This is a genomic window from Pseudomonas sp. ZY71 (genome assembly GCF_036542145.1).
In the GTDB taxonomy this organism is placed as follows: domain Bacteria; phylum Pseudomonadota; class Gammaproteobacteria; order Pseudomonadales; family Pseudomonadaceae; genus Aquipseudomonas; species Aquipseudomonas koreensis_A.
Map to the genome: position 1 here is coordinate 3,841,755 of NZ_CP144274.1, position 22,549 is coordinate 3,864,303.

At 58.2% G+C, this 22,549-nt stretch carries 25 protein-coding genes and 2 pseudogenes; 17 read left to right on the forward strand and 10 right to left on the reverse strand.

The genetic code is table 11. The annotated features are described in order from the left end of the window. Positions 1-22: 22 nt before the first annotated feature. The 9 genes from VY732_RS17065 to VY732_RS17105 all read left to right on the forward strand — a co-directional run bounded on the left by VY732_RS17065 (position 23) and on the right by VY732_RS17105 (position 7,784). Positions 23-1,960 carry a TonB-dependent receptor plug domain-containing protein gene (locus VY732_RS17065; RefSeq protein WP_331691255.1) on the forward strand — a complete coding sequence of 646 codons (1,938 nt, stop codon included), beginning with the start codon at positions 23-25 and terminating at the stop codon, positions 1,958-1,960. Beyond that, complete coding sequence (locus tag VY732_RS17070; protein ID WP_331691256.1) at positions 1,960-2,319, forward strand: (2Fe-2S) ferredoxin domain-containing protein; 360 nt, start codon at positions 1,960-1,962, stop codon at positions 2,317-2,319. The genes VY732_RS17065 and VY732_RS17070 overlap by 1 nt, the downstream gene beginning before the upstream one ends. Further along, positions 2,316-3,236: an ABC transporter substrate-binding protein gene (locus VY732_RS17075; protein ID WP_331691257.1), complete on the forward strand. Its 921-nt coding sequence runs from the start codon at positions 2,316-2,318 to the stop codon at positions 3,234-3,236. The genes VY732_RS17070 and VY732_RS17075 overlap by 4 nt, the downstream gene beginning before the upstream one ends. A 50-nt stretch (positions 3,237-3,286) precedes the next feature. Then, on the forward strand, positions 3,287-3,487 hold the full coding sequence (locus VY732_RS17080) for a PLDc N-terminal domain-containing protein (RefSeq protein ID WP_077572531.1): 201 nt from the start codon (positions 3,287-3,289) through the stop codon (positions 3,485-3,487). A gap of 239 nt (positions 3,488-3,726) precedes the next feature. Beyond that, positions 3,727-4,203: a hemerythrin domain-containing protein gene (locus tag VY732_RS17085; protein WP_331691258.1), complete on the forward strand. Its 477-nt coding sequence runs from the start codon at positions 3,727-3,729 to the stop codon at positions 4,201-4,203. A gap of 103 nt (positions 4,204-4,306) precedes the next feature. Continuing rightward, positions 4,307-5,371, forward strand: a complete 1,065-nt coding sequence (locus VY732_RS17090) for an NAD(P)/FAD-dependent oxidoreductase (protein ID WP_331691259.1) — start codon at positions 4,307-4,309, stop codon at positions 5,369-5,371. A gap of 38 nt (positions 5,372-5,409) precedes the next feature. After that, on the forward strand, positions 5,410-5,961 hold the full coding sequence (locus tag VY732_RS17095) for an AAA family ATPase (RefSeq protein WP_077572529.1): 552 nt from the start codon (positions 5,410-5,412) through the stop codon (positions 5,959-5,961). A 45-nt stretch (positions 5,962-6,006) separates the two neighbouring features. Next, on the forward strand, positions 6,007-6,327 hold the full coding sequence (locus VY732_RS17100; RefSeq protein WP_123450279.1) for an isochorismate lyase: 321 nt from the start codon (positions 6,007-6,009) through the stop codon (positions 6,325-6,327). A 56-nt stretch (positions 6,328-6,383) separates the two neighbouring features. Beyond that, entirely contained in the window at positions 6,384-7,784 is a 1,401-nt protein-coding gene (locus VY732_RS17105; RefSeq protein ID WP_331691261.1) for an aminotransferase-like domain-containing protein, read from the forward strand. Here the strand turns inward: VY732_RS17105 and panB are convergent. Further along, entirely contained in the window at positions 7,781-8,596 is an 816-nt protein-coding gene (gene panB, locus VY732_RS17110; protein WP_123593284.1) for a 3-methyl-2-oxobutanoate hydroxymethyltransferase, read from the reverse strand. The two genes, VY732_RS17105 and panB, sit on opposite strands and share 4 nt — an antisense overlap. Positions 8,597-8,860: 264 nt before the next feature. On the opposite strand from panB, the gene VY732_RS17115 reads away from it, so the two are divergent. Beyond that, a complete protein-coding gene (locus VY732_RS17115) occupies positions 8,861-9,343 on the forward strand; it encodes a GNAT family N-acetyltransferase (RefSeq protein ID WP_331691262.1) in 483 nt (160 codons plus the stop codon). 167 nt (positions 9,344-9,510) lie between these two features. After that, complete coding sequence (locus VY732_RS17120; protein WP_077572523.1) at positions 9,511-11,052, forward strand: class I SAM-dependent methyltransferase; 1,542 nt, start codon at positions 9,511-9,513, stop codon at positions 11,050-11,052. A 33-nt stretch (positions 11,053-11,085) separates the two neighbouring features. Here VY732_RS17120 and VY732_RS17125 read toward each other — a convergent pair whose 3' ends face one another. Beyond that, the gene (locus tag VY732_RS17125) at positions 11,086-11,559 is read right to left on the reverse strand and encodes an anti-virulence regulator CigR family protein (protein ID WP_176091721.1); all 474 of its coding nucleotides are present in this window, start codon (positions 11,557-11,559) and stop codon (positions 11,086-11,088) included. 105 nt (positions 11,560-11,664) lie between these two features. Here VY732_RS17125 and VY732_RS17130 point away from each other — a divergent pair. The 3 genes and pseudogenes from VY732_RS17130 to VY732_RS17140 all read left to right on the forward strand — a co-directional run. Further along, positions 11,665-11,778: pseudogene (locus VY732_RS17130) on the forward strand (VOC family protein); the annotation flags it as partial. Between the two features lie 65 nt (positions 11,779-11,843). Then, positions 11,844-12,752 carry an alpha/beta fold hydrolase gene (locus VY732_RS17135; RefSeq protein ID WP_077572521.1) on the forward strand — a complete coding sequence of 303 codons (909 nt, stop codon included), beginning with the start codon at positions 11,844-11,846 and terminating at the stop codon, positions 12,750-12,752. Positions 12,753-12,899: 147 nt separating this feature from the next. Then, positions 12,900-13,055 (forward strand): DUF2986 domain-containing protein, encoded by a 156-nt coding sequence (locus VY732_RS17140; RefSeq protein ID WP_077572520.1) that lies wholly within the window; start codon positions 12,900-12,902, stop codon positions 13,053-13,055. Positions 13,056-13,163: 108 nt separating this feature from the next. Here VY732_RS17140 and VY732_RS17145 read toward each other — a convergent pair whose 3' ends face one another. Then, positions 13,164-14,048 (reverse strand): ETX/MTX2 family pore-forming toxin, encoded by an 885-nt coding sequence (locus tag VY732_RS17145; RefSeq protein WP_116029712.1) that lies wholly within the window; start codon positions 14,046-14,048, stop codon positions 13,164-13,166. Positions 14,049-14,291: 243 nt separating this feature from the next. Here VY732_RS17145 and VY732_RS17150 point away from each other — a divergent pair, with 243 nt between their 5' ends. Then, on the forward strand, positions 14,292-15,014 hold the full coding sequence (locus VY732_RS17150; protein WP_176091719.1) for a helix-turn-helix transcriptional regulator: 723 nt from the start codon (positions 14,292-14,294) through the stop codon (positions 15,012-15,014). A gap of 149 nt (positions 15,015-15,163) precedes the next feature. Next, complete coding sequence (locus VY732_RS17155) at positions 15,164-15,715, forward strand: GNAT family N-acetyltransferase (RefSeq protein WP_331691263.1); 552 nt, start codon at positions 15,164-15,166, stop codon at positions 15,713-15,715. Here the strand turns inward: VY732_RS17155 and VY732_RS17160 are convergent. Further along, on the reverse strand, positions 15,712-16,596 hold the full coding sequence (locus VY732_RS17160; RefSeq protein WP_331691264.1) for an EamA family transporter: 885 nt from the start codon (positions 16,594-16,596) through the stop codon (positions 15,712-15,714). The two genes, VY732_RS17155 and VY732_RS17160, sit on opposite strands and share 4 nt — an antisense overlap. Before the next feature lie 108 nt (positions 16,597-16,704). Here VY732_RS17160 and VY732_RS17165 point away from each other — a divergent pair, with 108 nt between their 5' ends. Next, positions 16,705-17,472, forward strand: a complete 768-nt coding sequence (locus VY732_RS17165; protein ID WP_331691265.1) for an AraC family transcriptional regulator — start codon at positions 16,705-16,707, stop codon at positions 17,470-17,472. Here VY732_RS17165 and VY732_RS17170 read toward each other — a convergent pair. The 6 genes and pseudogenes from VY732_RS17170 to VY732_RS17195 all read right to left on the reverse strand — a co-directional run bounded on the left by VY732_RS17170 (position 17,432) and on the right by VY732_RS17195 (position 22,523). Continuing rightward, positions 17,432-18,178 (reverse strand): class I SAM-dependent methyltransferase, encoded by a 747-nt coding sequence (locus tag VY732_RS17170; protein ID WP_116029708.1) that lies wholly within the window; start codon positions 18,176-18,178, stop codon positions 17,432-17,434. The two genes, VY732_RS17165 and VY732_RS17170, sit on opposite strands and share 41 nt — an antisense overlap. A gap of 115 nt (positions 18,179-18,293) precedes the next feature. Next, on the reverse strand, positions 18,294-18,731 hold the full coding sequence (locus VY732_RS17175; protein ID WP_116029707.1) for an SRPBCC family protein: 438 nt from the start codon (positions 18,729-18,731) through the stop codon (positions 18,294-18,296). 56 nt (positions 18,732-18,787) lie between these two features. Next, positions 18,788-19,174, reverse strand: a complete 387-nt coding sequence (locus VY732_RS17180; protein WP_331691266.1) for a nuclear transport factor 2 family protein — start codon at positions 19,172-19,174, stop codon at positions 18,788-18,790. Positions 19,175-19,255: 81 nt separating this feature from the next. Next, positions 19,256-19,999: pseudogene (locus VY732_RS17185) on the reverse strand (SDR family oxidoreductase). A 46-nt stretch (positions 20,000-20,045) separates the two neighbouring features. After that, entirely contained in the window at positions 20,046-21,149 is a 1,104-nt protein-coding gene (locus VY732_RS17190) for an alkene reductase (protein WP_331691267.1), read from the reverse strand. A gap of 117 nt (positions 21,150-21,266) precedes the next feature. Next, on the reverse strand, positions 21,267-22,523 hold the full coding sequence (locus tag VY732_RS17195) for a cation:dicarboxylate symporter family transporter (protein WP_077572510.1): 1,257 nt from the start codon (positions 22,521-22,523) through the stop codon (positions 21,267-21,269). Positions 22,524-22,549: the final 26 nt, after the last annotated feature.

A 22,549-nucleotide genomic window follows, 5' to 3' on the forward strand; every position in this document is an offset into this window, starting at 1 on the left:
GAAGATCCTTTTCGAGAAGACAATGATTCGACCTTTCAACACTCCTGCTCCAACCCTGTTCCTTGGCTGCCTGTTCAGCCCGCTGCTACTGGCCGACGACGCGCCGCTGGAACTCCATCAACAAATCGTTTCTGCACCGTCTGTGGAATCCACCACCGTCGCCGAGATGGCGAAGTTCGGCAGCAAGGTCGAGATCGTCAGCCGCGAACAGATCGAACGTGCCGGCCCCAGCGCCGATGTCAGCCGCGTCATGCAGATGTTCATTCCCGGTCTGTACGTCGCACCGAAAAACGGTCCGTTCGACTACGGCACTTATTCACTGCTGGGCGGGCGCAACGACGACACGTTGATCCTGCTTGACGGCGTACGCCTGAACAATCGCCTGTACGGCGGCCTCTATCTGGACACCCTGCCGGCCAATGCCATCGAGCGCATTGAAGTGCTCAAGGGTGGCCAGAGCCTGTTGTTCGGCACTCAAGCCGTGTCGGGTGTGATCAACATCGTCACCCGCAGCCCGCAATCGCGCAAAACCTCTGGCGAAGTGAATCTGGGCGTCGACAGTTTCGGCGGCACCACCGAAGACGCTCGGGTCGAGAACATCTTCACGAACGGTTTTGGCGATCTCGGTCTGCTGGCGTATGTCAGCCACAACGTCTCCGACGGTTACCAGCCCTATCGCAACCGCGACATGAAAAACGTCAGCGAGAAGAACCGCGCCTACGAAGTCACCACCTTCGGTGGCAAGGCGATTCAGTCGTTTGGCGATGATGCGCGGCTGGAACTGTTCTACCAATACGCCGACGCCAATCTCGACTTCGCCCGCCCGGTCGACAACCACAACACCACCAACGACCGCGTGCAGCAGATCGCCACGGCGACCTTCGAGCAGACCGTCAACGAGCGCCTGAGCTACTTCATCAAAAGTCATATCAACGACTGGGACACCCGCTACACGCGCGTCAACAATATCGCCGGGGGCGGCACCCAAGTCATCAATCACAACGACTATTGGGGCTTCACCGATTGGGGCGTGCAGGCCGAAGGCAAGGCTGAACTGCGCGGCGGCCATGTGCTGGTGTTCGGCAGCGACAACCAATGGTTCAAGGGCCAGGACGATGTGTTGATCATCGACAACGACAAGGCCGAAGCCCATGCGTTCTACACGCAACTGCGACCGCAGATCGACGCCCTGCCCGACTGGCATCCGAGCATCGGTGTGCGCCACGAAGCCATGAGCGGCGGCGACAGTGCCACGGTCGGCATGCTCACTTCGCTGTATGACCTCAATGACAATTGGTCGGTGCGCGGCCAATACGGCAGCGCTTACAAACTGCCGAACGCCGAGCAACTGTTCGTCAACGAGCCGGGCGACGAGATCGGTAATCGCAATCTCAAACCGGAAAAAAGCCGCAACGCTGAACTCGGTGTCGACTACAAAGGCTTCTTGCTCGATCGCGAATTCAGCGCCAGCGTGACCCTGTTCAAACGCAAGATCGACGACCTGATCACCCTCGATGACATTCAGTGGGTCAACGGTGAAGGCACGATCCAGATGCGCGGTTTCGAGGCCGACGCCAAACTGGCGCTCAACGATCAGTGGAGTCTGCAAGCGGACATGACCCGCAACCTCACCGAATCCCGCACGGGGGCGACCATCAATGACATCCCGAGCTTCTTCGCCCGTTCGCGCGTGGGTTATGAATCGGAAAATCGCCTGTGGGGCGTTGGCGGTGCGATCCGCTATATCCGCGATATCAAAAGCTCGAAGCAGGTCGAGTACGGCAATTATTCAGTGGTCGACGCCGACGCTTATCGCTACCTCGACAACGCCCACCAACACCGCGTGAGCCTGCTGGTGGAAAACCTCTTCGATCGCGATTACGTCACCAGCCGTTCGAGCAATGTCGACAACCTCGGCCGGCCGTTCACCTCCGAAGTGCGCTACACGTACCGCTTCTGATGAGTGAGATCAAAACCGTCGACGGCGTCGACACGCACCCGGACTGGTCGCACGTGCCCGAGCACGCGCGCCATGTGTTCCTCTGCACCGGCCCACGCTGCACCCAGCGCGGCGCCTTGCAGCTATGGAAAACCCTGCGCCGGCATTTGCTCGCGCACGATCGCATCGAGACGCCGGGCGGCGTTCTGCTGACCCGTACGCATTGTCAGTTTCCGTGCAATCTGGGGCCGATTGTGACGGTGTATCCGGAGCGTTGCTGGTATGGCGTGCGCAGCAAAGACGATGTGCAGCGGCTGGTCGAGGGGCATCTGGTGGGCGGTGAAGTGGTTGCGGATTTGCTGATCAAGGCGCGGCCATGAGCAGGTTGTGGATGTTGTTGAGTGCCCTGCTCTGCGCCGCGCCCGCGCTCGCCGACACTTACCGTAATTGCGGCGAAGACTGGCGCGCCGCTGCGCCCTCACGCATCGTCGCGCTCAATCAGCATGCGGCGGATCTCGTGCTGGCACTGGGTGCCGGGCCAGCGCTGGTCGGCGTGGCGTATCTGGATGACACCGGTGCCGGGCAGCGGCCTTCCGAGTATTTCGGTGTGCCGGTGATCGCGCGGCAATACCCGGCCAGCGAAGTGCTTTACGCTGCGAGGCCGGATCTGGTGATCGGCGGGTTTGCCACGGCATTCGCCGACGGTGTGACTTCCCGCTCGGGGCTTGCGCGTAATGGCGTGGGTTCGTATCTGCTGGAATCCGCCTGCAACGGGCATTCGCTGGATTATTTCGCGCATGTACGCAATGACTTGCTGACGCTGGGCAAGCTGCTGCACCAGCAGCAAAAAACCCAAGCGTTGATCGACTCCATGGAAAAGGATATTGCCAGCGCCCTAGCCTTGGCCGGTACGGCTAAACCATTGTCAGTGTTCTATCTCGACAGTGAAGTCAAAGGCCTCGACAGCGAGGGCCGACGTGGTTTTGTCACTCCTCTGCTGGCGGCTGCCGGGGCACGCAATGTGTTCGCCGACATAAACCTGTATCGAGTCACCGTCAACAGCGAAACCCTGCTGGCCAGCGACCCGGACGTGATCCTGCTGGCCGACGCCGAATGGTCGCCCGCCAGGCGCAAACGCTATCTGCTGACCCACGACCCGGTGTTGTCGCAACTGCGCGCGGTGCGCGAGAACCGAATGATCGACATCCCTTTCACTCACCTGCTGCCGACCTTTAACAGCGGTCGGGTGGCACTGGAGCTCGCTCGCCAGCTCAATGCCCTGAACAAAAATAAATGAACCCGTCGCACCGCACGCCACCTAACGCACAGACCATCAGGAGGTAGCCAATGCAAATCGAAACCGTGTGGATCGTACTGGCGGCAGTTCTTCTGCTAATCGAACTCTGGGCCATCAATCGGGTGCGCAAGAGCGAGGGGAAAGCGAGCAACAAAGGCGTGTGGATCGTGCTGATCGTGTTTGTGCCGTTGTTCGGCTTGATTGCCTGGGCGTTGGCGGGGCCCAAGCATGTCAGTCATTCAGCGTCGTAATCCGATTGACTGCCCGGCACGCGGCGCTTGTCATCTGACGAAGCCGTGATCTGCAATGCCTGCAATGTCCTCTTCATGCAGGCTGCACGAAGGCTTTTTGCCCGTGTCGGCGCAAGCCCTTGATCCAGAGCGATTGAGCATTCGCCACGGACTGGCATGGCAAATGCGACTGAATCAGGGCATTCACAGCGCCGTGAAACAACGGCCTGTGTTAACTCCGTGACAGCAGAGGCAGCGCCATGAACGCCATCGACCTTCTCAAAGCCGATCATGCAAAAGTCAAAGACATCCTTAGCCAACTCAGTGATTCAACCGAGCGCGCGCTGAAAAAACGCGTCGAGCTGTTGGGCAAACTGGAAATGGAAATCTCCATCCATACCCGCCTCGAAGAGGAAATCCTCTACCCCGCGTTTAAGGTCGCCGGCAGTAAGGAACAGGACGTCATGTACTTCGAAGCCAAGGAAGAACACCGCACCGTGGACTCACTGGTGCTGCCCGATCTGAAACTGACCGACCCGGGCACCCCGGAGTTTTCCGGTCGAGTGAAAGTGGTCAAGGAATTGCTCGAACACCATATCGAAGAGGAAGAGACGGAAATGTTTCCTCAGGCGAAAAAGCTTCTGGGCAAGGAAAAACTCGAAGAACTGGGCGCGCAGATGGAAGCAATGAAGGCCAGCTGCAAGAAGGAAATGGCCGCGGGAAATATGGCTGCTTGATCCGTTGCAAGTGGACGAGCCCGGCTTTGGCCGGGCTTTTTTCTGGTTGCTCGCATTGTCACCCCTGTTGCAGGATCAGCCGTCGACAACAGGGAATGTTGAAATGAAACAGAAAACACGTGGGCGAATTGTGGTGGTGGGTGCAGGCATCGTCGGTGCCTCTCTTGCGTATCACCTGTCCGGCAAAGGTGCACAGGTCACGTTGATCGAGGCCGGCGAGATCGCGAGCGGCGTGACGGCAAGCTCTTTCGCCTGGATCAATGCCACGCACGCCGGCGCTGATCCGATTGCGCAGTTGCGCGGGATGGCCATAGAAGCCTACCGACGACTCGAAACCGAGCTGCCGGATGTGCAGATTCGCTGGACCGGAGCGCTGTCGTACAGCGAATCAGCAGAGTATCCGGCGTCGGCGACATTGTTATCGTCTGCCGAGGTGCTTGCCCGCGAGCCCAACCTGAAAAATCCCCCTCCCCGCGCGTTGTATCGCGCGGAAGAAGGCGCACTCGACGCCGTGCAGGCCACCCACGCCTTGATTGCCGGCGCCCGGGCGCTGGGGGCGCAATTGCTCACGCAAACCCGAGTGACCGGTTTCAAAACCTGCAACGCAGATGTCACCGGCGTTGAAACCACAGCGGGCACGTTTGATGCCGACCTCGTTGCGCTTGCTGCGGGGACTGCCACCCGGCAGTTAACCCAGATGCTCAACGTCTCCCTGCCCATCGACGCTTCGCCCGCCATTTTCATCCGCTACAAGACCCAACCGGGCCTGGTCAAAGGCATCATCTCCAGCCCCGAAATGGAAATTCGGCAAAGCGCCGACGGCACGTTGCTGGCCGCTGAAGATTATTGGGGAGAGACGCCAGGCAACTCGCCGACTGACATCGCCCGGCAAACCGCCGAAGCCATACGCAAAGAACTTCACGGGGTGGTTTTGATTGAGGCGCAAACCGTCGCCGTCGGACTGAGACCTATGCCCGCTGATGGCATACCCGCGGTCGGTTACTTGCCCGGTGTCGGCGGGGTCTACGTTTGTGCGATGCATCCCGGTGTGACGCTGGCGGCAATCGTCGGGCGCCTCGCCAGTGAAGAGCTGCTGGATCGCCGGTCATCTGCTGCCCTTCAACCGTGCCGCCCAGAGCGTTTTTTTCGGAATTCCGGTAACGCTTGATTTAGACTTGCCGACTTTTTGCAGCAAGGGATTTGCACATGCAACGCATCGTCATTCTGGGCAACTCGGGCAGCGGCAAATCTAGCCTCGCCCGCGAAATCGGCCGGCGTCTGGATCTGGCGGTGGTTCACCTCGACCCGCTGTTCTGGGAGCCAGGCTGGGTAGAGCCGGTCAATGAAATGTTCCGTGAACGGGTTCGCCAAGCCGTGGCGGGCGACACCTGGATCTGCGAAGGCAATTATTCGCGGCGCACCTTCGATCTGCGACTGCCCCGTGCCGACCTGGTGATCTGGCTGGATACGCCTCGGCTGACCTGCATGAAGCGGGTCATTCTGCGCAGCGCCCTGAATCGCCCGCGCGCGGATCTTCCCGTCGGCTGCACCGAGCGGCTGGACCGCGCATTTCTGCAATTTCTGAAATACGTGTGGAATTTTGACCGGGTCAATCGCCCGAGCATTGAAGCGATGCGTGCTAGCGTCGGGCCGCAGATTCCAGTCGTTCATCTTTGCGGTGTGCCGCAGATTCTGGCGTTTCTCACTGAGCTGTCTGAAGCACGCAAAGTGACAAACAACGCTGCTCTTACCCGCTGAAAACCCGCCGCAATATCAACAACAACTCGAGAGGCTCAGACGCACATGGACGTCATCAACACGTTACAACCCGCCGACTGTGCGGACATGCAAGATATTCGAAGTGAAATCGACCGACTCGATCAAGCGGTGATCAAACTGCTGGGCAAGCGCTTTCAGTACGTACTCGCGGCCTCGAAGTTCAAGACCTCGGCGACCTCAGTGCGGGCACCGGAGCGTTTTCAGGCGATGTTGGCAACCCGTCGCGACTGGGCCGAAAACGAAGGTTTGAATGCAGATGCCATTGAGAAAATGTACAGCGACCTAGTCAATCACTTCATTGCTGAAGAGATGAAGCACTGGGCGGCGGCGCAAACGGACAGCTGACTGCTTTGGCACAATCTTCCGTTTGCTTCGTAGGCTGACAATCAAGGAGAACAGCATTGACGCCCCCCAACGACACCGCGTTCGCCTATCAAGCGGTCTACCACTACCTCATCGGATTGATCGAGGCGGCCAGTGGCACGACTGAGCAGAAACTGCCGTCCCTGCGACAACTGGCCCTGCGCCTCGGCGTTTCGGTGTCGACGACCAAATATGCCTACGCACTGCTCGAGGACGAAGGCAGAATCCACGCCAAACCCAGGTTCGGCTATTTCACCCGGTCGATGCCGGCGGCGCCTGTGACGACCAGCTCCGGCAATCTTCTGGACCACGTCTTCGCCAGCGCCCGTCAGCCCGGCATGCTGGCGCTGAGCAGCGATGCCCCGGCGATGCTGCTGTCGCTGCAGGGGCCGTTGTTGATGATGGAGCGTGAGCTGACTCGCCAATACCCGCCCTCGAATGCACCGCTCTATCAGCCACTCGGCGAGCCGGAATTGCGCGCCACCCTGGCGGAACGCTACACCCGTGCTGCTCACAACCACTGGCAGGCCGAGCAGGCGTATATCGGCGCCGACCTGCGCAGTGTATTGGAGTTGTCGCTCAGTGCCTTGAATCTCGGCGGCAGCGTGGCGCTGGTGGAATCGCCTTGCTCATGGGCGATTCTGCGCCAGTTGCAGGCGGCCAATATCCGCGTCATCGAAATGCCCCTCGGTGATGACGGCCGCTTCGATCTAACCGCGTTGAAGGCGTTACTCACGCGCGAACCGGTGCGCCTGGCGGTGCTGTCCTCCACGGTGAATATTCCCCAAGGCCAGTTGATGCCAGCACAGGATAAACAGCAGATCTGTCACTGGCTGGCCGAGCGCGATATCTGGCTGTTCGAAAACGACACATGGGGCGAGTTGTGTTTCTCCGATTCACCCGCGCGCTATCGCGATTTTGCTGATCCGGACAAACTGGTGGTGTTCTCGACGTTCGACAAGATTATTGGCGGTGAAGCGCCGTACGGCTATGTGCTGTGTCGCCAGCAGGCCGCGCAATTTCATCGATTGTTTATGCAACGCGGATTTCGCCTCTCGCCAATTCGGCAGAAAGCGATTGCCAGACTTTACAGCTCCAGGCGCATCGATCAGCACCTGACCACCCTGCGAGCACTGTTGCGCAAGCGCATGCAACAGCTACAGACCTTGCTGGAAGAACACGGTAACGGTCAGTGGCAGGTAGTCGCCCCACAGGGCGGTGCGAGCTTCTGGCTCAAGGCTGTGCGGCCGATCGACATGCAACGGGTGTTCGAGCGCCTGCTGACCGAGCGGATCGTGGTCGCCCCCGGCGAGATCTTCAGCCAGCAAGGCGCCTGGAAGCAGTACCTGCGCCTGAGTTACACCCTCGACTGGGACAAGGACATCGGCCACGCAGTGGAACGACTGGCGCAGGCGCTCAACGAAGAAAACCGCGCTTAAAGTCCATAGCAATGCCGCGCTTCAGGAAACCGACCATGCCGCACATCCTCAGCAAACTGCGCGCATGCCTCGCTGATCACCGCGCCGACATCGGCGTAGCGTTTGACGAAGCGCGGCAGATGCTCACCGCCCAGGCCGAGCACATCTTCGGTGACCAGCACCTGGCCGTCGCAGGCCGGTGAGGCGCCGATGCCGATGGTGGGCATTGGCGAGTCCAGAGTAATCTGCCGCGCCACGCCCTCCGCCACGCCTTCGAGCAACAGGCTGAAGGCGCCCGCGTCGAGATTGGCCCGGGCGTCTTCGGCAATCACTGCACCGGTTTCAGCGGTCAGGCCCTGAGCCTTGAAACCGCCCATGACATTGACGAACTGCGGCATCAAGCCGACATGGGCCATGACCGGAATACCACGGGCTACAAGAAACTCGACCGTCGGCGCCAAGGCCTTGTTGGCTTCCAGTTTGACCGCGTCGCAACCGGTACGCGCCAATACCTGAGCGCAATTACGAAAGGCCTGCTCGTGGGATTCTTGATAACTGCCAAACGGCATGTCGGCCACCACACAGGCCAGGCGCGTGCTATCGACCACCGCCCGCGTGTGGCCGATGATTTCTTCGAGCTGCATGCTCAGCGTCGAGGCGCGGCCATAACCGACCATGGCCGTGGAATCGCCGACCAGAATAAAGTCGACGATCGGGTCGATCAGCTTGGCGATACTGCTGGAGTACGCCGTCAGCGAGACGATTTTCTGTTGGCCTTTCATCGCGACCAGTTGCGGCACGGTCAAGCGTTTGGTGCGGGTATGCAGGCTCATGGGCGACTCTCCGAGGCTGCCGTCCGTGAACGATAAATGTCGCCAGATTGAATGCGTAACGCTTCCATACAGTGCCCAACTCCAAAAGATTCGAGCGCTCGATTATTCGTTTAACGCAGAAACATTCAATGCACAGATTTGCCTGAAAAAGCGACCCAGGTGCCCCCGGCTTCGTTGAAATGCCTGCAGGATCCGGGATGCATACTTTCGCCGTTTGCCGCAGGATGCGAAGCTTATGAACACATCCAGGGAGCAATTTTTATCATGGAAGAAATCATTACCTACCGCACCGCCACCGCCGAAGATGCTATGGCGATGTGCGAGCTGGGCCAATTGCTCAACTCGGTCCACCACGCCGCCCGCCCCGATATCTACGCCGCCGCGACTGATGATTTTGCCCGCGACTTGCCGCACTGGGCCGGTGTATTCGAAAAGCCCGGTCAGATCGCCTTCATCGCCAGTGTGGGAGATCAGCCCGCCGCGTTCATTACGGCCACCCTGTCCGCCAGTTCCGGGCCGTTGATGCAGCCACAGAACGTGGTGCGCATCGGTTCGGTGTGTGTCGCCGAACCGTTCTGGGGCAAAGGCATTGGCCGCGCGCTGATTCAGCGGGTTAAAGACTGGGCTATCGAGCAGAATGCGCAGGACTTGCGCTTGACGGTCTGGCCTTTCAACGAGCGCGCGGTGCGCATGTATGCCGAGTTCGGCTTCGAGACCCGTGCCCTGGAGATGGGCGTGCGTTTGTGAGGAGCGACCAACTCCGATCATGAATAACCCGGCAAAATATCAGCACGAACCCTATCGAATGGTTCGATCCTGCCGACAACATGCGGGTGGCCTGCGCAAGACTGAACGACGCACGTCCATGCCTTTTACAAGAGCCACTTTCCATTACGATTCAAGAGGCTGCACCCATGAGCAATGCCTGGAACGAAGGTTATTTCACCGACGAAGGCTACACCTACAGCTATAGCCGGGAAATCAATCCGGTTTTCCAGCGTTACTGCCTGTTGTTACGCGGCTTTGCCGGCCTCGACAATCCCGACGGTTATCACTGCGAACTCGGTTTTGGTCAGGGTGTGTCGATCAATATTCACGCCACGGCCAACCCGGCAGGCTTCGTCGGTACGGACTTCCACCCTGGTCAGGCGGCTCACGCCATTGAGCTGGCGGAACTCAGCAACAACGGCGCAAGACTCTATGACGACAGCTTCGAGCAACTGCTGGCGCGCCATGATTTGCCGCAGTTCGACAGCATCAGCCTGCATGGCATCTGGACCTGGGTCAGCCGTGACAACCAGAAGCTGATTGTCGAATTCGCCCGGCGCCACCTCAAACCGGGTGGTCACCTGTACGTCAGCTACAACGCCTTCCCGGGCTGGTCGCCTTCAGCGCCGTTGCGCCAATTGTTCAGCCTGCACGACCGCTTTGCCAGCCACTCGACGCGGCCGGATCAGCGCATCGATGCTGCGTTGCAGTTTTCCGAAGCGCTGCTGGCGGCCAACCCCAAGTACGCCATCGCCGCGCCGAGCCTGGGCGCGCGACTGCAGACCATCAAAGGTCAGGATCGCCAATACGTCGCCCACGAATATTTCAATCGCGACTGGAACTGCATGTATTTCGCCGACATGGTGGATGCGCTGGCCCCGGCCAAGCTCGATTACGTCACCACAGCGGTGCCGCTGGATTCGGTCGATGCACTCAACCTGAGCGCTGAAGGCCTGGCCTTTCTCGACGGTATCGAACATCCGGTGATGCGCGAGCAGGCGCGTGACTACTTCGTCAACCAGGCTTTCCGTCGCGACCTGTACGTGCGCGGTGCCAACCGACTGAGCGCCACCGAGCGCCGCTCGCGCATGCTCAATACGCGATTTGTCCTGATGCAACCGGCAGAAAACGTAGCGTCCAGCGTCACCGGCCCCGCTGGCGAAGCGTCACTGCAAGCGGAAATTTACCGCCCGCTCCTCAATGCACTCGCGGGTCAGACCTATGAAGCCAGAACGATGCAACAGTTGCTCGATGCGGTGTCGCCAATGGCCTACGACGATCTGGAACAGGCCATCGCCATCCTGGTCGGCATGGGCGCGGTAGCCCCTTGCCAGAGCGAAGCCGCCGAGGCGCTGGTGTACGAACGCTGCGCCGCGTTCAACTTGCAACTGTGCAAGCGCGCGCTGTTCAACGCTGACATTCAGGTGTTGAGCAGTCCGGTCACCGGTGGCGGCGTCACGGTCAGTCGTTTCCAGCAACTGTTCCTGATTGCAATCCGCCAAGGCAAACAGCACCCGGCGGAGTGGGCGCAACTGGTGTGGAGCGTCATCGCCGAACAAAACGAAGTGTTGCTCAAGGACGGCAAACCGCTGACCACTGCCGAAGCCAACATTGCCGCGCTGACCGAACAGGCTCAGGCTTTCGCCGAGCAATCGCTGATCGTGCTGAGTGCTTTGAAAATCGTCTGATCGGCGTGGGTGGTGCGCAACGGGCTGGAAAGCTTAATCAAACGCCCCGTTGAGCACCTCGTAAATCAGGCCGGTGGCCAACGCGACCAGGATCAGATCAGTGCCCACCTGCTGCCATTCGTAGCCATCGTAATGCGGCAGGTGACCGACCAGGCGTCCATCGAGCTTTTTCGCGATACCGGGTGGCAATGCTTTGCCGCGTGCAAGATTCTTTTGAATGCCCGGTGGCAGCGCAGGCCCCGGGCTCCAGTAGTCGCGGTAGCCGCCAACAATCCCGAGCACATTGCCGTGATCGATGCTTGGGCCATGACTCCAGTCACCACCCGAGTTGTTGCCCTTGTTGCCGTTACCTTTCTGGTTACCGTGGCCCTGCACATTCTGCGAATTTCCCTTGCCATTGCCCTGCCCCTGACCTTTTCCATTACCGGGATCGGCCAGTGCCATCGCCGAACTGAAAACCAGCGCAAGGGACGAAATCGTTGCAATCAACGTGCGTGACTTGATCATGCGGCGCGCCTTCATGGTGGGATGCTCCTGTGTCATCCTGACGTTACACATCAGCTTAGTTTATCCCGGCTGGCCGATCGTCGATTACGCCCAGCCCATCGACACCCGTCCGCAATGCGCATCATCTGGCTGCCGAAGCGCTTCGGCCGCTTCTCTATCGAAATTCTTGAGGAGATGGCGCTGGGGGCGTTTATCGAGGCGGCGTTCGCTTCCAAGTGAAACTCCTGCGGCCCTGATCGATACGTCTACGCTCTCTCCATCCCCCCACGCTTGGAGACTTCGTCATGACTCGCCCGCTACTGACCGCCCTCGCCCTTCTTGCCCTGAGTTTCCAGGCTTTTGCCGACGTCGTCCCCTTCCCGCCGACCTTCCACACTCAGGACATCAAGGTCGAAGGCGCGACAATGCACGTGCGGGTCGGTGGCAAGGGTCCGGCCGTGGTGCTGTTGCATGGTTTCGGTGATACCGGCGACATGTGGGCGCCGCTGGCGGCGGATCTGGCCCGCGACCACACCGTGGTGGTGCCGGATCTGCGCGGCATGGGGTTGTCGTCGATTCCCGAGGGCGGCTATGACAAAAAGACTCAGGCCGGCGACATTCGTCAGGTGTTGAGCGCGCTGAAGATCGAACATTCGGTGGTCATCGGGCATGACATCGGCACCATGGTCGCGTTCGCCTATGCCGCGCGCTATCCCGAACTGACCGAGCGCCTGGTGGTGATGGACGCGCCCGTGCCCGGCATCACCCCGTGGAATGACATTGTTCGTTCGCCGATGCTCTGGCACTTCGACTTTGGCGGTGCGGACATGGAGCGTCTGGTGGCCGGGCGTGAGCGCATCTACCTCGATCGCTTCTGGAATGAGTTTGCCGGCAATCCGGCCAAGGTCGATGAAGGCACCCGTCAGCACTACGCTAAGCTATACGCCCGCCCCGGCGCCATGCACGCCGCATTCGCCCAGTTCCGCAGCATTCGTCAGGACGCCCTCGACAACGCTCCCGTCCTGCAGAAACACTTGAGCATGCCGGTGCTGGCCGTGGGCGGTGAAAAGTCCTTTGGCAACAACGAAGCGATCGTCATGCGCAATGCTGCGGACAACGTCACCGAGGTGGTGATTCCGACGGCAGGACATTGGTTGATGGAAGAAGCCCCGGCGCCGACCATCAAAGCTGTGCGCGACTTCATCGCAATGTGAGGAATGGCATTGCCTTGGACGGAGGCTTACGTCAGGATTCGCCCCTTTTTGAGGGCAAAGTGCAGCCTATCTTGTGGCTCGTCCATTGATGCGTACGTTTACGCCCTTCGCTAGTCGTTATTCAAACTTGTAGGCCGGACAGAAAACATGAATCGTCAAAAGAAACTCAAGCAGTTGTTCAAGGAAAAGGCCAAAAAGGCCAGCGCCAAACTGGCGCCGAAAAAGCCCAAATACATCAGCAAGGCTGATCGGGCAAAACTGGAAGCTGAAGCCGCAGAGCCAGTCGAAACCAGCGAAAGCTGAAATCCCCCTCAGCTTCCCCTTGAATGGCCGGAAACAGACTTTGAGCCTGGCCAGCCCTTCTTTCTTCAGAAGTGCTGGCCGGGTCTACTGATTAATCAGAGACGATCGTTAATCCACGTTATCTCTCGATTCATTGATAGCTGAGATGCTTTTAAATTCTACTTCCGGTCGAGTACTCACATAACCGTAATAGGTTTTGACCGCTTCGGATTTTCCGGGATATGGCTGTTCATGGGCGATGGTTTTCAAGCTCAGGCCCATGCTGCTGTGGAACGTTCCGCTGGCCTGAGCAGTCACTCCGCCGCCCTGTACGATGTAGCCGGAAGTGCTGATGATGTTATGTTGAATACACTCGGAGAAAACCTGTTGAACCGGGATGAACCACAAATAGTGGTAATCACCGTTATTGTTGATTGCCACTTTATTATTGAACCAGATGGCAACGTATCCTTGCAGCCAGACGTTCCCGACCCACTGGGTGTTTAGTTCGGTGAAACTCAAGTCAACCTCACCCCAACCGTGGGTGTGGGGAGAAATTGGCACTTTGGTCGACGCCCCATAGTTGGAGGCCTTGGACTCGCTCGCGCCCTGCGTAGAAGACAGGGTCATTTCAACGGTACTGCTTGTCTCCGCGCCACCTACAAGTGGAATGCCCGCGTTGGCTTTTACCGTGACGCCGACTTTGAGTTGTTCCGTAACGCTCCAGGTAAAGGTATCCGTCAACCCTTGTTGCAAGCTCACCACATGTTCTATGACCTGACCGCCGTCATTGACAGTGTCGTATTTACCTAACAAAGCGCTGCCACCATCTTTTTGCACAAAACTCGAGTACACCAGATCTTTTGGTGGCGTCACATTGGTTTGATATTGCATGTAGTTCTTGGTGTCTTTGTTACGGGCATATTGTGTGCTTTCAGTAAACCAGCAGGTTGTTCCGTATTGAGCAGTTTTCCAGCGCCCCCATGCGTTAGTGATCGTGTCGATATCATTCATGATAGTTTTCTCCATTATTTTAGGCAGATTCTTCAGCGTACTCGGCTGCCCATCAACGGCAGCCACGATCAGGGTGGTTGAAAAAAACGCCCTATCACTACTAATGTTGATAGTTTTTCAACATATTCATGTGCTACGCGACCTTGTCCCTGAGTCGACTTGCGCCTGTCTGGTTGAAAACTCTGCAACCTCTAGCTAGCCTGACGGTTCGCCCCTGATACCGAATCAAGGATAGATATGGTCGTGGCTAAACATAACGTTGATTTTCGACAAGCATTTGACTACGCGCGAGTTTCATTCGCGGGCACGTTTCAAAGGGAACTAACAAGGAGGATCCTGCTAAAGACAAACTGCAGCCATTACGCAATTTTCTACAAGGCGGCGGTACCTGTATCACTTCCGAAAGTCTATCTCACCGACAACTTTGACTTTTCCTGTCGGGTTATCTACGACCAGGAAAAAATCTGGATGATGGACCCGGTTCTGGATATAGCCAGTGACGTAGAAATACATCACTGGAGCAGCGGGCTGCCCGTGTCCTCGCCGAGCATTGTCACATTGATAAAAACGTCTGCAGCCAAACGCGTGGCAGATGCTTCGACGTTAATTTATCCCATGCGTAACGGCAGCGTGGCGTCATTGACTCTGATTTGGGCGAACACAGACCGACCCGACATTGACTTCAATGAGACCTACGAAACATTGTTCTCGGAATCACGAATGGTCGCCCAAAAAATAAGTCACCTGTCGAAATGCAGCCAATCCGTAGCAAGTAGTCAGCTAAATATTCGTGAAGTACGCATCATGCGCTTGCTCGCTGATGGCCTGACATCCAAGCAGGTGGCCGACACCATCAACGTCACGCGTGCGACCGTATACTTTCACGTCAAACAGTTCACCCGAAAAATGAATTCTTCAACACGTTCAGAAGCCATTATCAAAGCGGCGTTGCTTAGAATGATATAAGGCAGATTATTTGCCGGATAATCCCCCCACTCATCAGGCCGAGCTCCTGGACCGAGTGGCCCCACAAATCCTCCTCGAATTGGATCTTTCCTTAACCTCTTGCCGCCCTAAACTGGTCGCATTCCCCAGTTCGACCAGGAACGCAAACCATGCCTGTAGGCGACTTCGACTGCCAACCCGCTCTGTACGCAAGCACGCTGAAGCTGCGGACATTGGCTGCCAGTGACTTTGAAGCGCTGTTCCTGGCCGCCAGTGATCCACTGATCTGGGCCGGCCACCCCGCCAGCGATCGCTATGAACGGCAAGTGTTTGAAGCGTACTTCGCCGCTCGGCTCGCCAGCCAGAAAGCACTTGCCGTCATCGATATCGAGTCGGGGCAGATCGTCGGTATGTCGAGCTACTACACGCCGCCCGATCAACCCGAGAGTATCGCCATCGGCTACACCTTTCTGGTGCGGGCGAAATGGGGTGGCGATGCCAATCGTGAGTTGAAACGATTGATGCTGGAACATGCTTTCAAGGTCTACGACACCGTCTATTTCCACATCGGCCCCGCCAACCTTCGTTCGCAAAAAGCGCTGTTGAAAATCGGCGCCGGGCACTTGTATGACGCCGAGCTAAACCTCTCCGGTGCACCTGCCCAGTGCAAGTGCTACGGGTTATCCAGGGCACAGTGGCTGGCATCCACTGCTGAACATTAATGCCGTACCCGAAGGCGCAAAAGCATTCCGTGCACATGCCCTGATCCCAAGGGGATCGCCAGTAAAACCAGCGAGATCGAAAGCCAGTCAAAGAGGCTTGGATACTGGCCGAAGATCGCCATCGAGCTGAAGATCCCGAACACAGGAATCAACAGCGACAACGGTGCCACTCGCGATATCGGGTATTCGCGCAACAGCAAGTTCCATCCCCAATAACTGAAGTGCGTCGCGGCATAGACCTGAAACGCCAGCGAAAACACGGTTATCGCGTTGAGCTGCGACGGCAGTGCAGTGAACGGTGCGGTGCCATGCAGCAGCCACGTCAGCAGCATGAGCGGGATGGGAGGAAACAGGCTCGCCCACACCACAAACGCAAAAATCTCACGCACCTTCGAGACCTTGATCACGACGTTGCCAATGCTCCACGCCAGGGCGCTGCCAATGACCAGTGCCAAACCCGCCACCGATGCGTCGCCGGGGCGACTCATTACGATGCCCATCAGGCCGGCGACAGCCAACCAAGTGCCAAGCCATTGCAGCCGTCCCAGACGTTCGCCGAAAAAAACCACGCCCCAACCCAAGGTAAAAAACGCACTGAACTGGATCAGCAGCGATGCCGTTCCGGGGGGCACGCCCCAAGCGATACCGAGGTTGATCAACGCCCACATCGCCACGCCGAAAATCAGTCCGTAAGCAGCCAGCCAGTGGAACGCCACACGTGGACGTTCGACGAAAAACACCCAGGGCAATGCGGCCAACGTGAAACGCAGTGCGGTCAGCAGCAGCGGGTCGATAGCCGCAAGGCCGAGTTTGGTCACGGGGAAGTTCAATCCCCAGACAGCCGTCACCAGAACGGCGAGTACAAGATGCTTCTTTTGCATGGTCAATCTTTCCCGGCGCCGAGCGGAAGTACTCGGGCGCGGAGAAATATGCCGGCAATCGACCTGGCCTGCTTTCAGTCACAGGCCAACTTTCATTAGAATCGGGCCATGCGAGAAATCTCCAGTCATCCCTATCAGAACACCCCGCGCGACGCCGTCGTGACCGCCATTGATTACGCGGACGGCACGCTGTTCCCGCTGCACGATCACCAGCGCGGCCAATTCGCCTACGCGGCCAGCGGTGTCATCACCGTGTTTACCGATGACGGTAACTGGGTCGTGCCGCCGCAGCGCGGCATCTGGGTACCCGCGCAACTGCGCCACTCCATGCAAATGCGCGGGACTGTCACGCTGCACAACACCTATATCCGCAAACAAGCGGCGCAGCGCCTCGAACTGCCGGGGCAATGTCAGGTGCTGGAGGTGTCGCCGTTGTTGCGCCATTTGCTGTTGAAAGCCATCGATGTCCCCGCGCGCTATTCCACTCAAGGGCATGACGGCCATTTGATGGGCTTGCTGCTGCATGAAATCGCCAGCATGCCCGTGCTTTCGCTCAATGCGCCGTTACCGGCAGAACCTAGACTGGCAATGGTGTGCCGCGCGTTTCTGCAGCAGCCTTCGCTGGAGGTCGGTATCGACGACATGGCGCAACGGGCGGGCATGAGCCGACGCACCTTCACCCGACACTTTCGGCTGCACACCGGGATCAGCTATATCGAATGGCGGCAGCAAGCCTGTCTGCTGGCGGCGATTGTCATGCTGGGCAAAGGTCAGTCGGTCACACAGGTCGCCATGGACTTGGGCTACAGCAGCTCCAGTGCGTTTGCGACGGTGTTCAAGCAAGTGTTGGGGGAAGTGCCGAGTCGCTACTTTTAGCGGCGTCGGTTTTACACGTCAGCCACGCGCCCCAGAACAGACTGCTGAAAAACCGCGTCGCCTCGCCAAATCCGGCCTCATGCAACAGCGCCTGAACCGCCGCCTCGGAATGCGGCGGATCGGCGCCTTGCAGAATCTTGCCCAGCTTGGCCTTCACCTCCTCCGCACTGGCACCCTGCTGGCGCCAACGCTGCCCCCACGCCTGCAGCAATAATGGTTGGCTGGCGTAGGCGTAATGATTGCCCGCGACAATCAGCGGCGCGCCCGGCTTGAGACGTGCCTGAATCGTTTGCAGGATCTGGCGCTTGGGATCGTCACCGTTCAGATGATGGAGCACGCCGATCAATGTCGCCGCGTCGAATTGCGCATCGGCCGGCAAGTCCTCGACATGCCCGAGATGAACCTGCGTCCGATGTAGCAAGTCGTTGGCCTCCAAATGCTGCACGGCGGCTTCAAGCATCGGTGCGGAAGGATCGACCGCGATGAAACGCCACTGCGGTTCCAGCGCCGCCATCGCAATGATTTCCTGTGCCGTACCGCCCGCGCCGACCACCAGTATGTTCGCCGGGCGCGAACCGAGACTGGCGGCCAATATGCAGGCCGCCAGATCGTGACAGGCGTCGTAGCCGGCCAGGGCGATGCGACTTTGCCGGGCGTATTCGCTGGCGCGCAAGGTGTCGAATTTTTCTGCTGATGTTGGGTTCACGACGAGACTCCTTTCTGTTTCAGAAGAAACTACGCCGAGACATCAGATAAGAAAAATTCATTAATTTTATGCCCTGCATTCCTTACGGGAATGTGGGCGTGTAAACGGTGTGATGTCAATGCTGAGCGATCAATGCCTGCAGCCCATTGTGACCCTCAACGATCAGGCTTTGGATCAGTGCCTGATAGTGCTCAGCGGTATTCAGCTCTTGAGGATCGAAACTTGCCGACCAACTGATGAGCGTTTTGTTCTGTCCCGTCAAAGCGACCAACTTCACGCTGGCCACGTAGTTATCCAGCGGTAAAGGTGCCTCTTCAAAGCGGTAGGACAGCGATAATGCTGAGTCATCAAGCGCCAACAAGCGTTCTCTGACAACCGCGCCATCGGTCAGCGTGAGGGTGCGAATACAACCCACCCTCTGCGCTGCACCGCCTTCGATCTGGCTGCTCACGATCGAGGGATGCCAGTTCTGAATCTGGCCAAACTGCTTCAATACGTTCCAGATCTTTTGTGCATCGCCGTCCAGGACAGCGTCAAACTCAACCATCGGCATGACATAAATCCTCTTGTGTTGATCCCCGGCAGCGAACTGCCGGGAGTGGTCGGTATTCAGACCTCGAACTGGTGATAAACCTTGGCAATGACCTTCCAGACACCGTTGATTTTGATCAGGGTCAAGTAGTCGTTGTAGTCGGCGCCAATTGCATCCGTTTCCATGTCCACACGCACCACCGCAGTGGTCGGGGTGATCGCCAGCACGTCGAGTCGCGTGCTGATTTCGGGGGCTGCGCCGTTCTTCTCGACAAAGTCGAACAGGTTCTTGATCGGGCCGCAGAGCAGTTCGCCGTTGGTGAAACCGTACATCACTGCCTCTTTATGGAAGGCTTGAGCGACGCCTTGCGCGCTGCCAATGCGCAGGCCTTCGACGTATTGATTGGCGGTGGCGATCACAGCGTTGTATTCAGCCGTCGGCACGGCTTTGATGTTCTTGGACATGGTTGTTTCCTATCGTTGGGGGTGAGTTTCAGAGTCTGCCGCGAGCCAGGGATGGCACTCGGCAGCGGGAGTAGCCGACGTTCACCAATCCTGGCGCGTCGGCGAAATGATCAGGTCGTTGACGTTGACGTTTTCCGGCTGGTTGAGCGCGTAGATCACGGCACGGGCGATATCGTCAGGCGCAATGGCGATGCGGTTCAGTTCCTAGGCGGCCTTGCGCCCTTCTGGATCACTGACCTTGTCCGCCCAGCCGGTATTGATAACGCCGGGGCTGACCGTGTTGACGCGGATGCCGTGCTGCACGCCCAGCTCCTTGCGCATGGACTCGGTCATGGCCTGCACGAAGAATTTGGTGGCGCTGTAAACACCCGCCGCCGGCCCGACCTGATGACCGGCCACCGAGTCCATGTTGAGGATCTGCCCGGACTTCTGCTCGAGCATCATTGGCAGCACGGCTGCTGTGGCATTGAGATAGCCTTTGATGTTGACGTCGATCATCTGGTCCCAATCCGCCACGGCCAGATCGACCCAGTTGGAGAACAGCATCAGCCCGGCGTTGTTAACCAGAATGTCTACAGCGCCATAGGTGTCCTGAGCGAATCTGGCGAGCGCCCGGGTTTGATCCGGCCGGGTCACATCAGTGGTAAATGCACACACGTCATGACCGGCATCACGCAACTCGGCGACGAACGTATTCAGACCGTGTTCATCCAGCGCGGCGGCAACGACGCGAACGCCGTGTGCTGCCAGCGCCCGTGTGGTTGCCGCCCCGATACCGGACGATGCGCCGGTGACGATGGCGACTTTGTTGTGCAGATAGTTCATGTTCCGTTCCTCTTTACAGTGAATGCGATTGCGTCCGGGCAGTCATTCAGGCGTTGGCGGTTGGCCAGTCGATGTAGCCTTTGGCGCCCCCGCCGTAGTAACTCTCACGCGGTGCAATGGTCAGTTCGAAACCGTGCCGCAGACGTTCCACCAGATCGGGGTTGGCAATAAACAAGCGTCCAAACGCCACCGCGTCGATGCGGCCCTGCGCCCGACGCTCGAGCGCCATCGCCAGGTCATAGTTGTTGTTGCCAATGAACGCGCCTTCGAACTGCGCACTCAGCGCGTCCAGGTCCACGCCCGCGGGCACGGTTCGAGATGTGGCGGTGGCGCCTTCGACGAAATGCAGGTAGGCCAGATTGAATCGATTGAGTTGCTGGATCAGGTACCCGTATGTCGCCATGACGTTGCTGTCGGGCGGCGTATTGCCGGCATCGGGGGTTACCGGTGAAAGGCGGATACCGACGCGGTCGCTGCCCCAGATGGACACCACCGCTTCGGTGACCTCCAGCGTCAGCCGCGCACGGTTTTCGATGGAGCCGCCGTACTGATCGGTGCGCTGATTGGTCGAATCGCGCAGAAACTGGTCGAGCAGATAACTGTTGGCAGAATGCACTTCCACACCGTCGAAACCGGCGCGCCTGGCGTTCTCGGCAGCCAGTTTGTACTGCTCGATGATTCCCGGAATTTCCGAGGTCTCAAGCGCACGCGGCATCGACACTTCGACGAAACCATTCTCGGTGTACGTGCTGCCCTCAGCCTTGATCGCCGAAGGCGCGACCGGTGCCTGGCCATTGGGCTGCAACTCGACACTGGAGAAACGCCCGACATGCCACAACTGGCTGACGATTTTTCCGCCCGCGGCGTGTACGGCATCGGTGACTTTCTTCCACCCGGCGACTTGCTCTTGCGACCAGATTCCCGGGGTCATCGCATAGCCGCGCCCCTGAGCGGAAATGTTCGTCGCTTCGGCGATGATCAAGCCTGCACTAGCGCGCTGGGCGTAATAGGTCGCATGCATTTCATTTGGCACGCCGTCTTCGGCCATCCGGCTGCGGGTCACCGGCGCCATGACAATCCGGTTGGCTAACTGCAGCGCGCCCATGGCCATGGGCGAAAAAAGGTCGGTATCAACAGCGTTATCAATCATAAGCACTCCAAATCAATAGACCGGTCGTCTAGTAAAAAGACCCAAAAAAACGCCCCTGTGCCAGCGGGCGTGCACTCGTCAAAAGTACGATTGCAAAAGCGAATGTCCGCGAATAACTCACACTTCGGCTGCGGTACGAGCACGTGAGGGTTCAAGCGCAGCCCTTTCCCACTTGGCAATCACCAGCGGTGCGATGGCATTGCCCAATACATTCAGCGTGGTCGTGCCGCTGTCGATGATCCTGAAAATACCTGCGATCAACGCCACACCCTCTAACGGAAGACCGGCTGAAGCCAACGTTGCGGAGAGGATGATGATGGCAAACCCGGGCACACCCGCCGCGCCTTTCGAGGTCAGCACCATCGTCACCACCAGCAGGATCTGCTGCGACAGGGACAGGTCGATGCCATAGAGTTGCGCCACGAAAATCGTCGCCACGCCGAGGAAAATCGAGGCACCGTCCAGATTGAAGGCATACCCGACCGGTACCACGAAACTGACAATCCGACGCGGTACACCGTAGCTCTCCAACCGGGTCATCAACTGCGGCATGACGGCGGCCGATGCGGCACTCGAAAACGCCAGAATCAATTCACTGCGAAAGTAGCGGATCAATTTGAAAATGTTCTCGCCAATCAAGTAGCAAATGCCACCGAGTATCACCAAGGCAAAAACAATCAGCGCCAGGTAAACCACACCAATCAACTTGAGCAGCGGCAACAAAGAGGCAAACCCAAACGTCGCGACCGTTGCGCCAATCATGCCGAAGACCCCAATCGGCGCGTAGGCCATGACCATTGAGACCACTTTGAACATCGCGTCGGAAATGCTCTGAACCAGCGCAATGGCCGGTGCACTTTTCTCTCTCGGCAGCGCATTCAGGGCGAGGCCGAACAGCACGGCGAAGAACAGCACCGAGAGCAATTTCGCTTCCGACATCGCCAGCAGAACATTGTCCGGCACGATGTTCTGCAGGATCACCAGTGCGCCTTTTGATGGCTCCATGTTGATCGACGCCGTGCCGTGGGACAGGCCGGAAATATCGGTGCCGGTACCCGGCTCGAAGATATTTGCGAAACACAGGCCGACCACAATCGCCAGCGCGGTTATCGCAAAGAAATACCCCAGCGACTTGATGCCCATGCGGCCAAACGACTTGTTATCGCCACCGCCGGCAATGCCCAGAATCATGCAACAGAACACAATGGGTACAACGACCATCTTCATCATCTTGATAAAGATGTCACCAAGGGGTTTGAGGATCTCCGCACTCACCCACGTTTGATACTGCGGATGGGTATTGAAATACCAACCGACGAGCACGCCAAGCAACAGCCCGGCAACGATTTGCCACACCAAGGGAATACGTTTCATGTCTAGCCTTTTTGTTGGAATGAAAG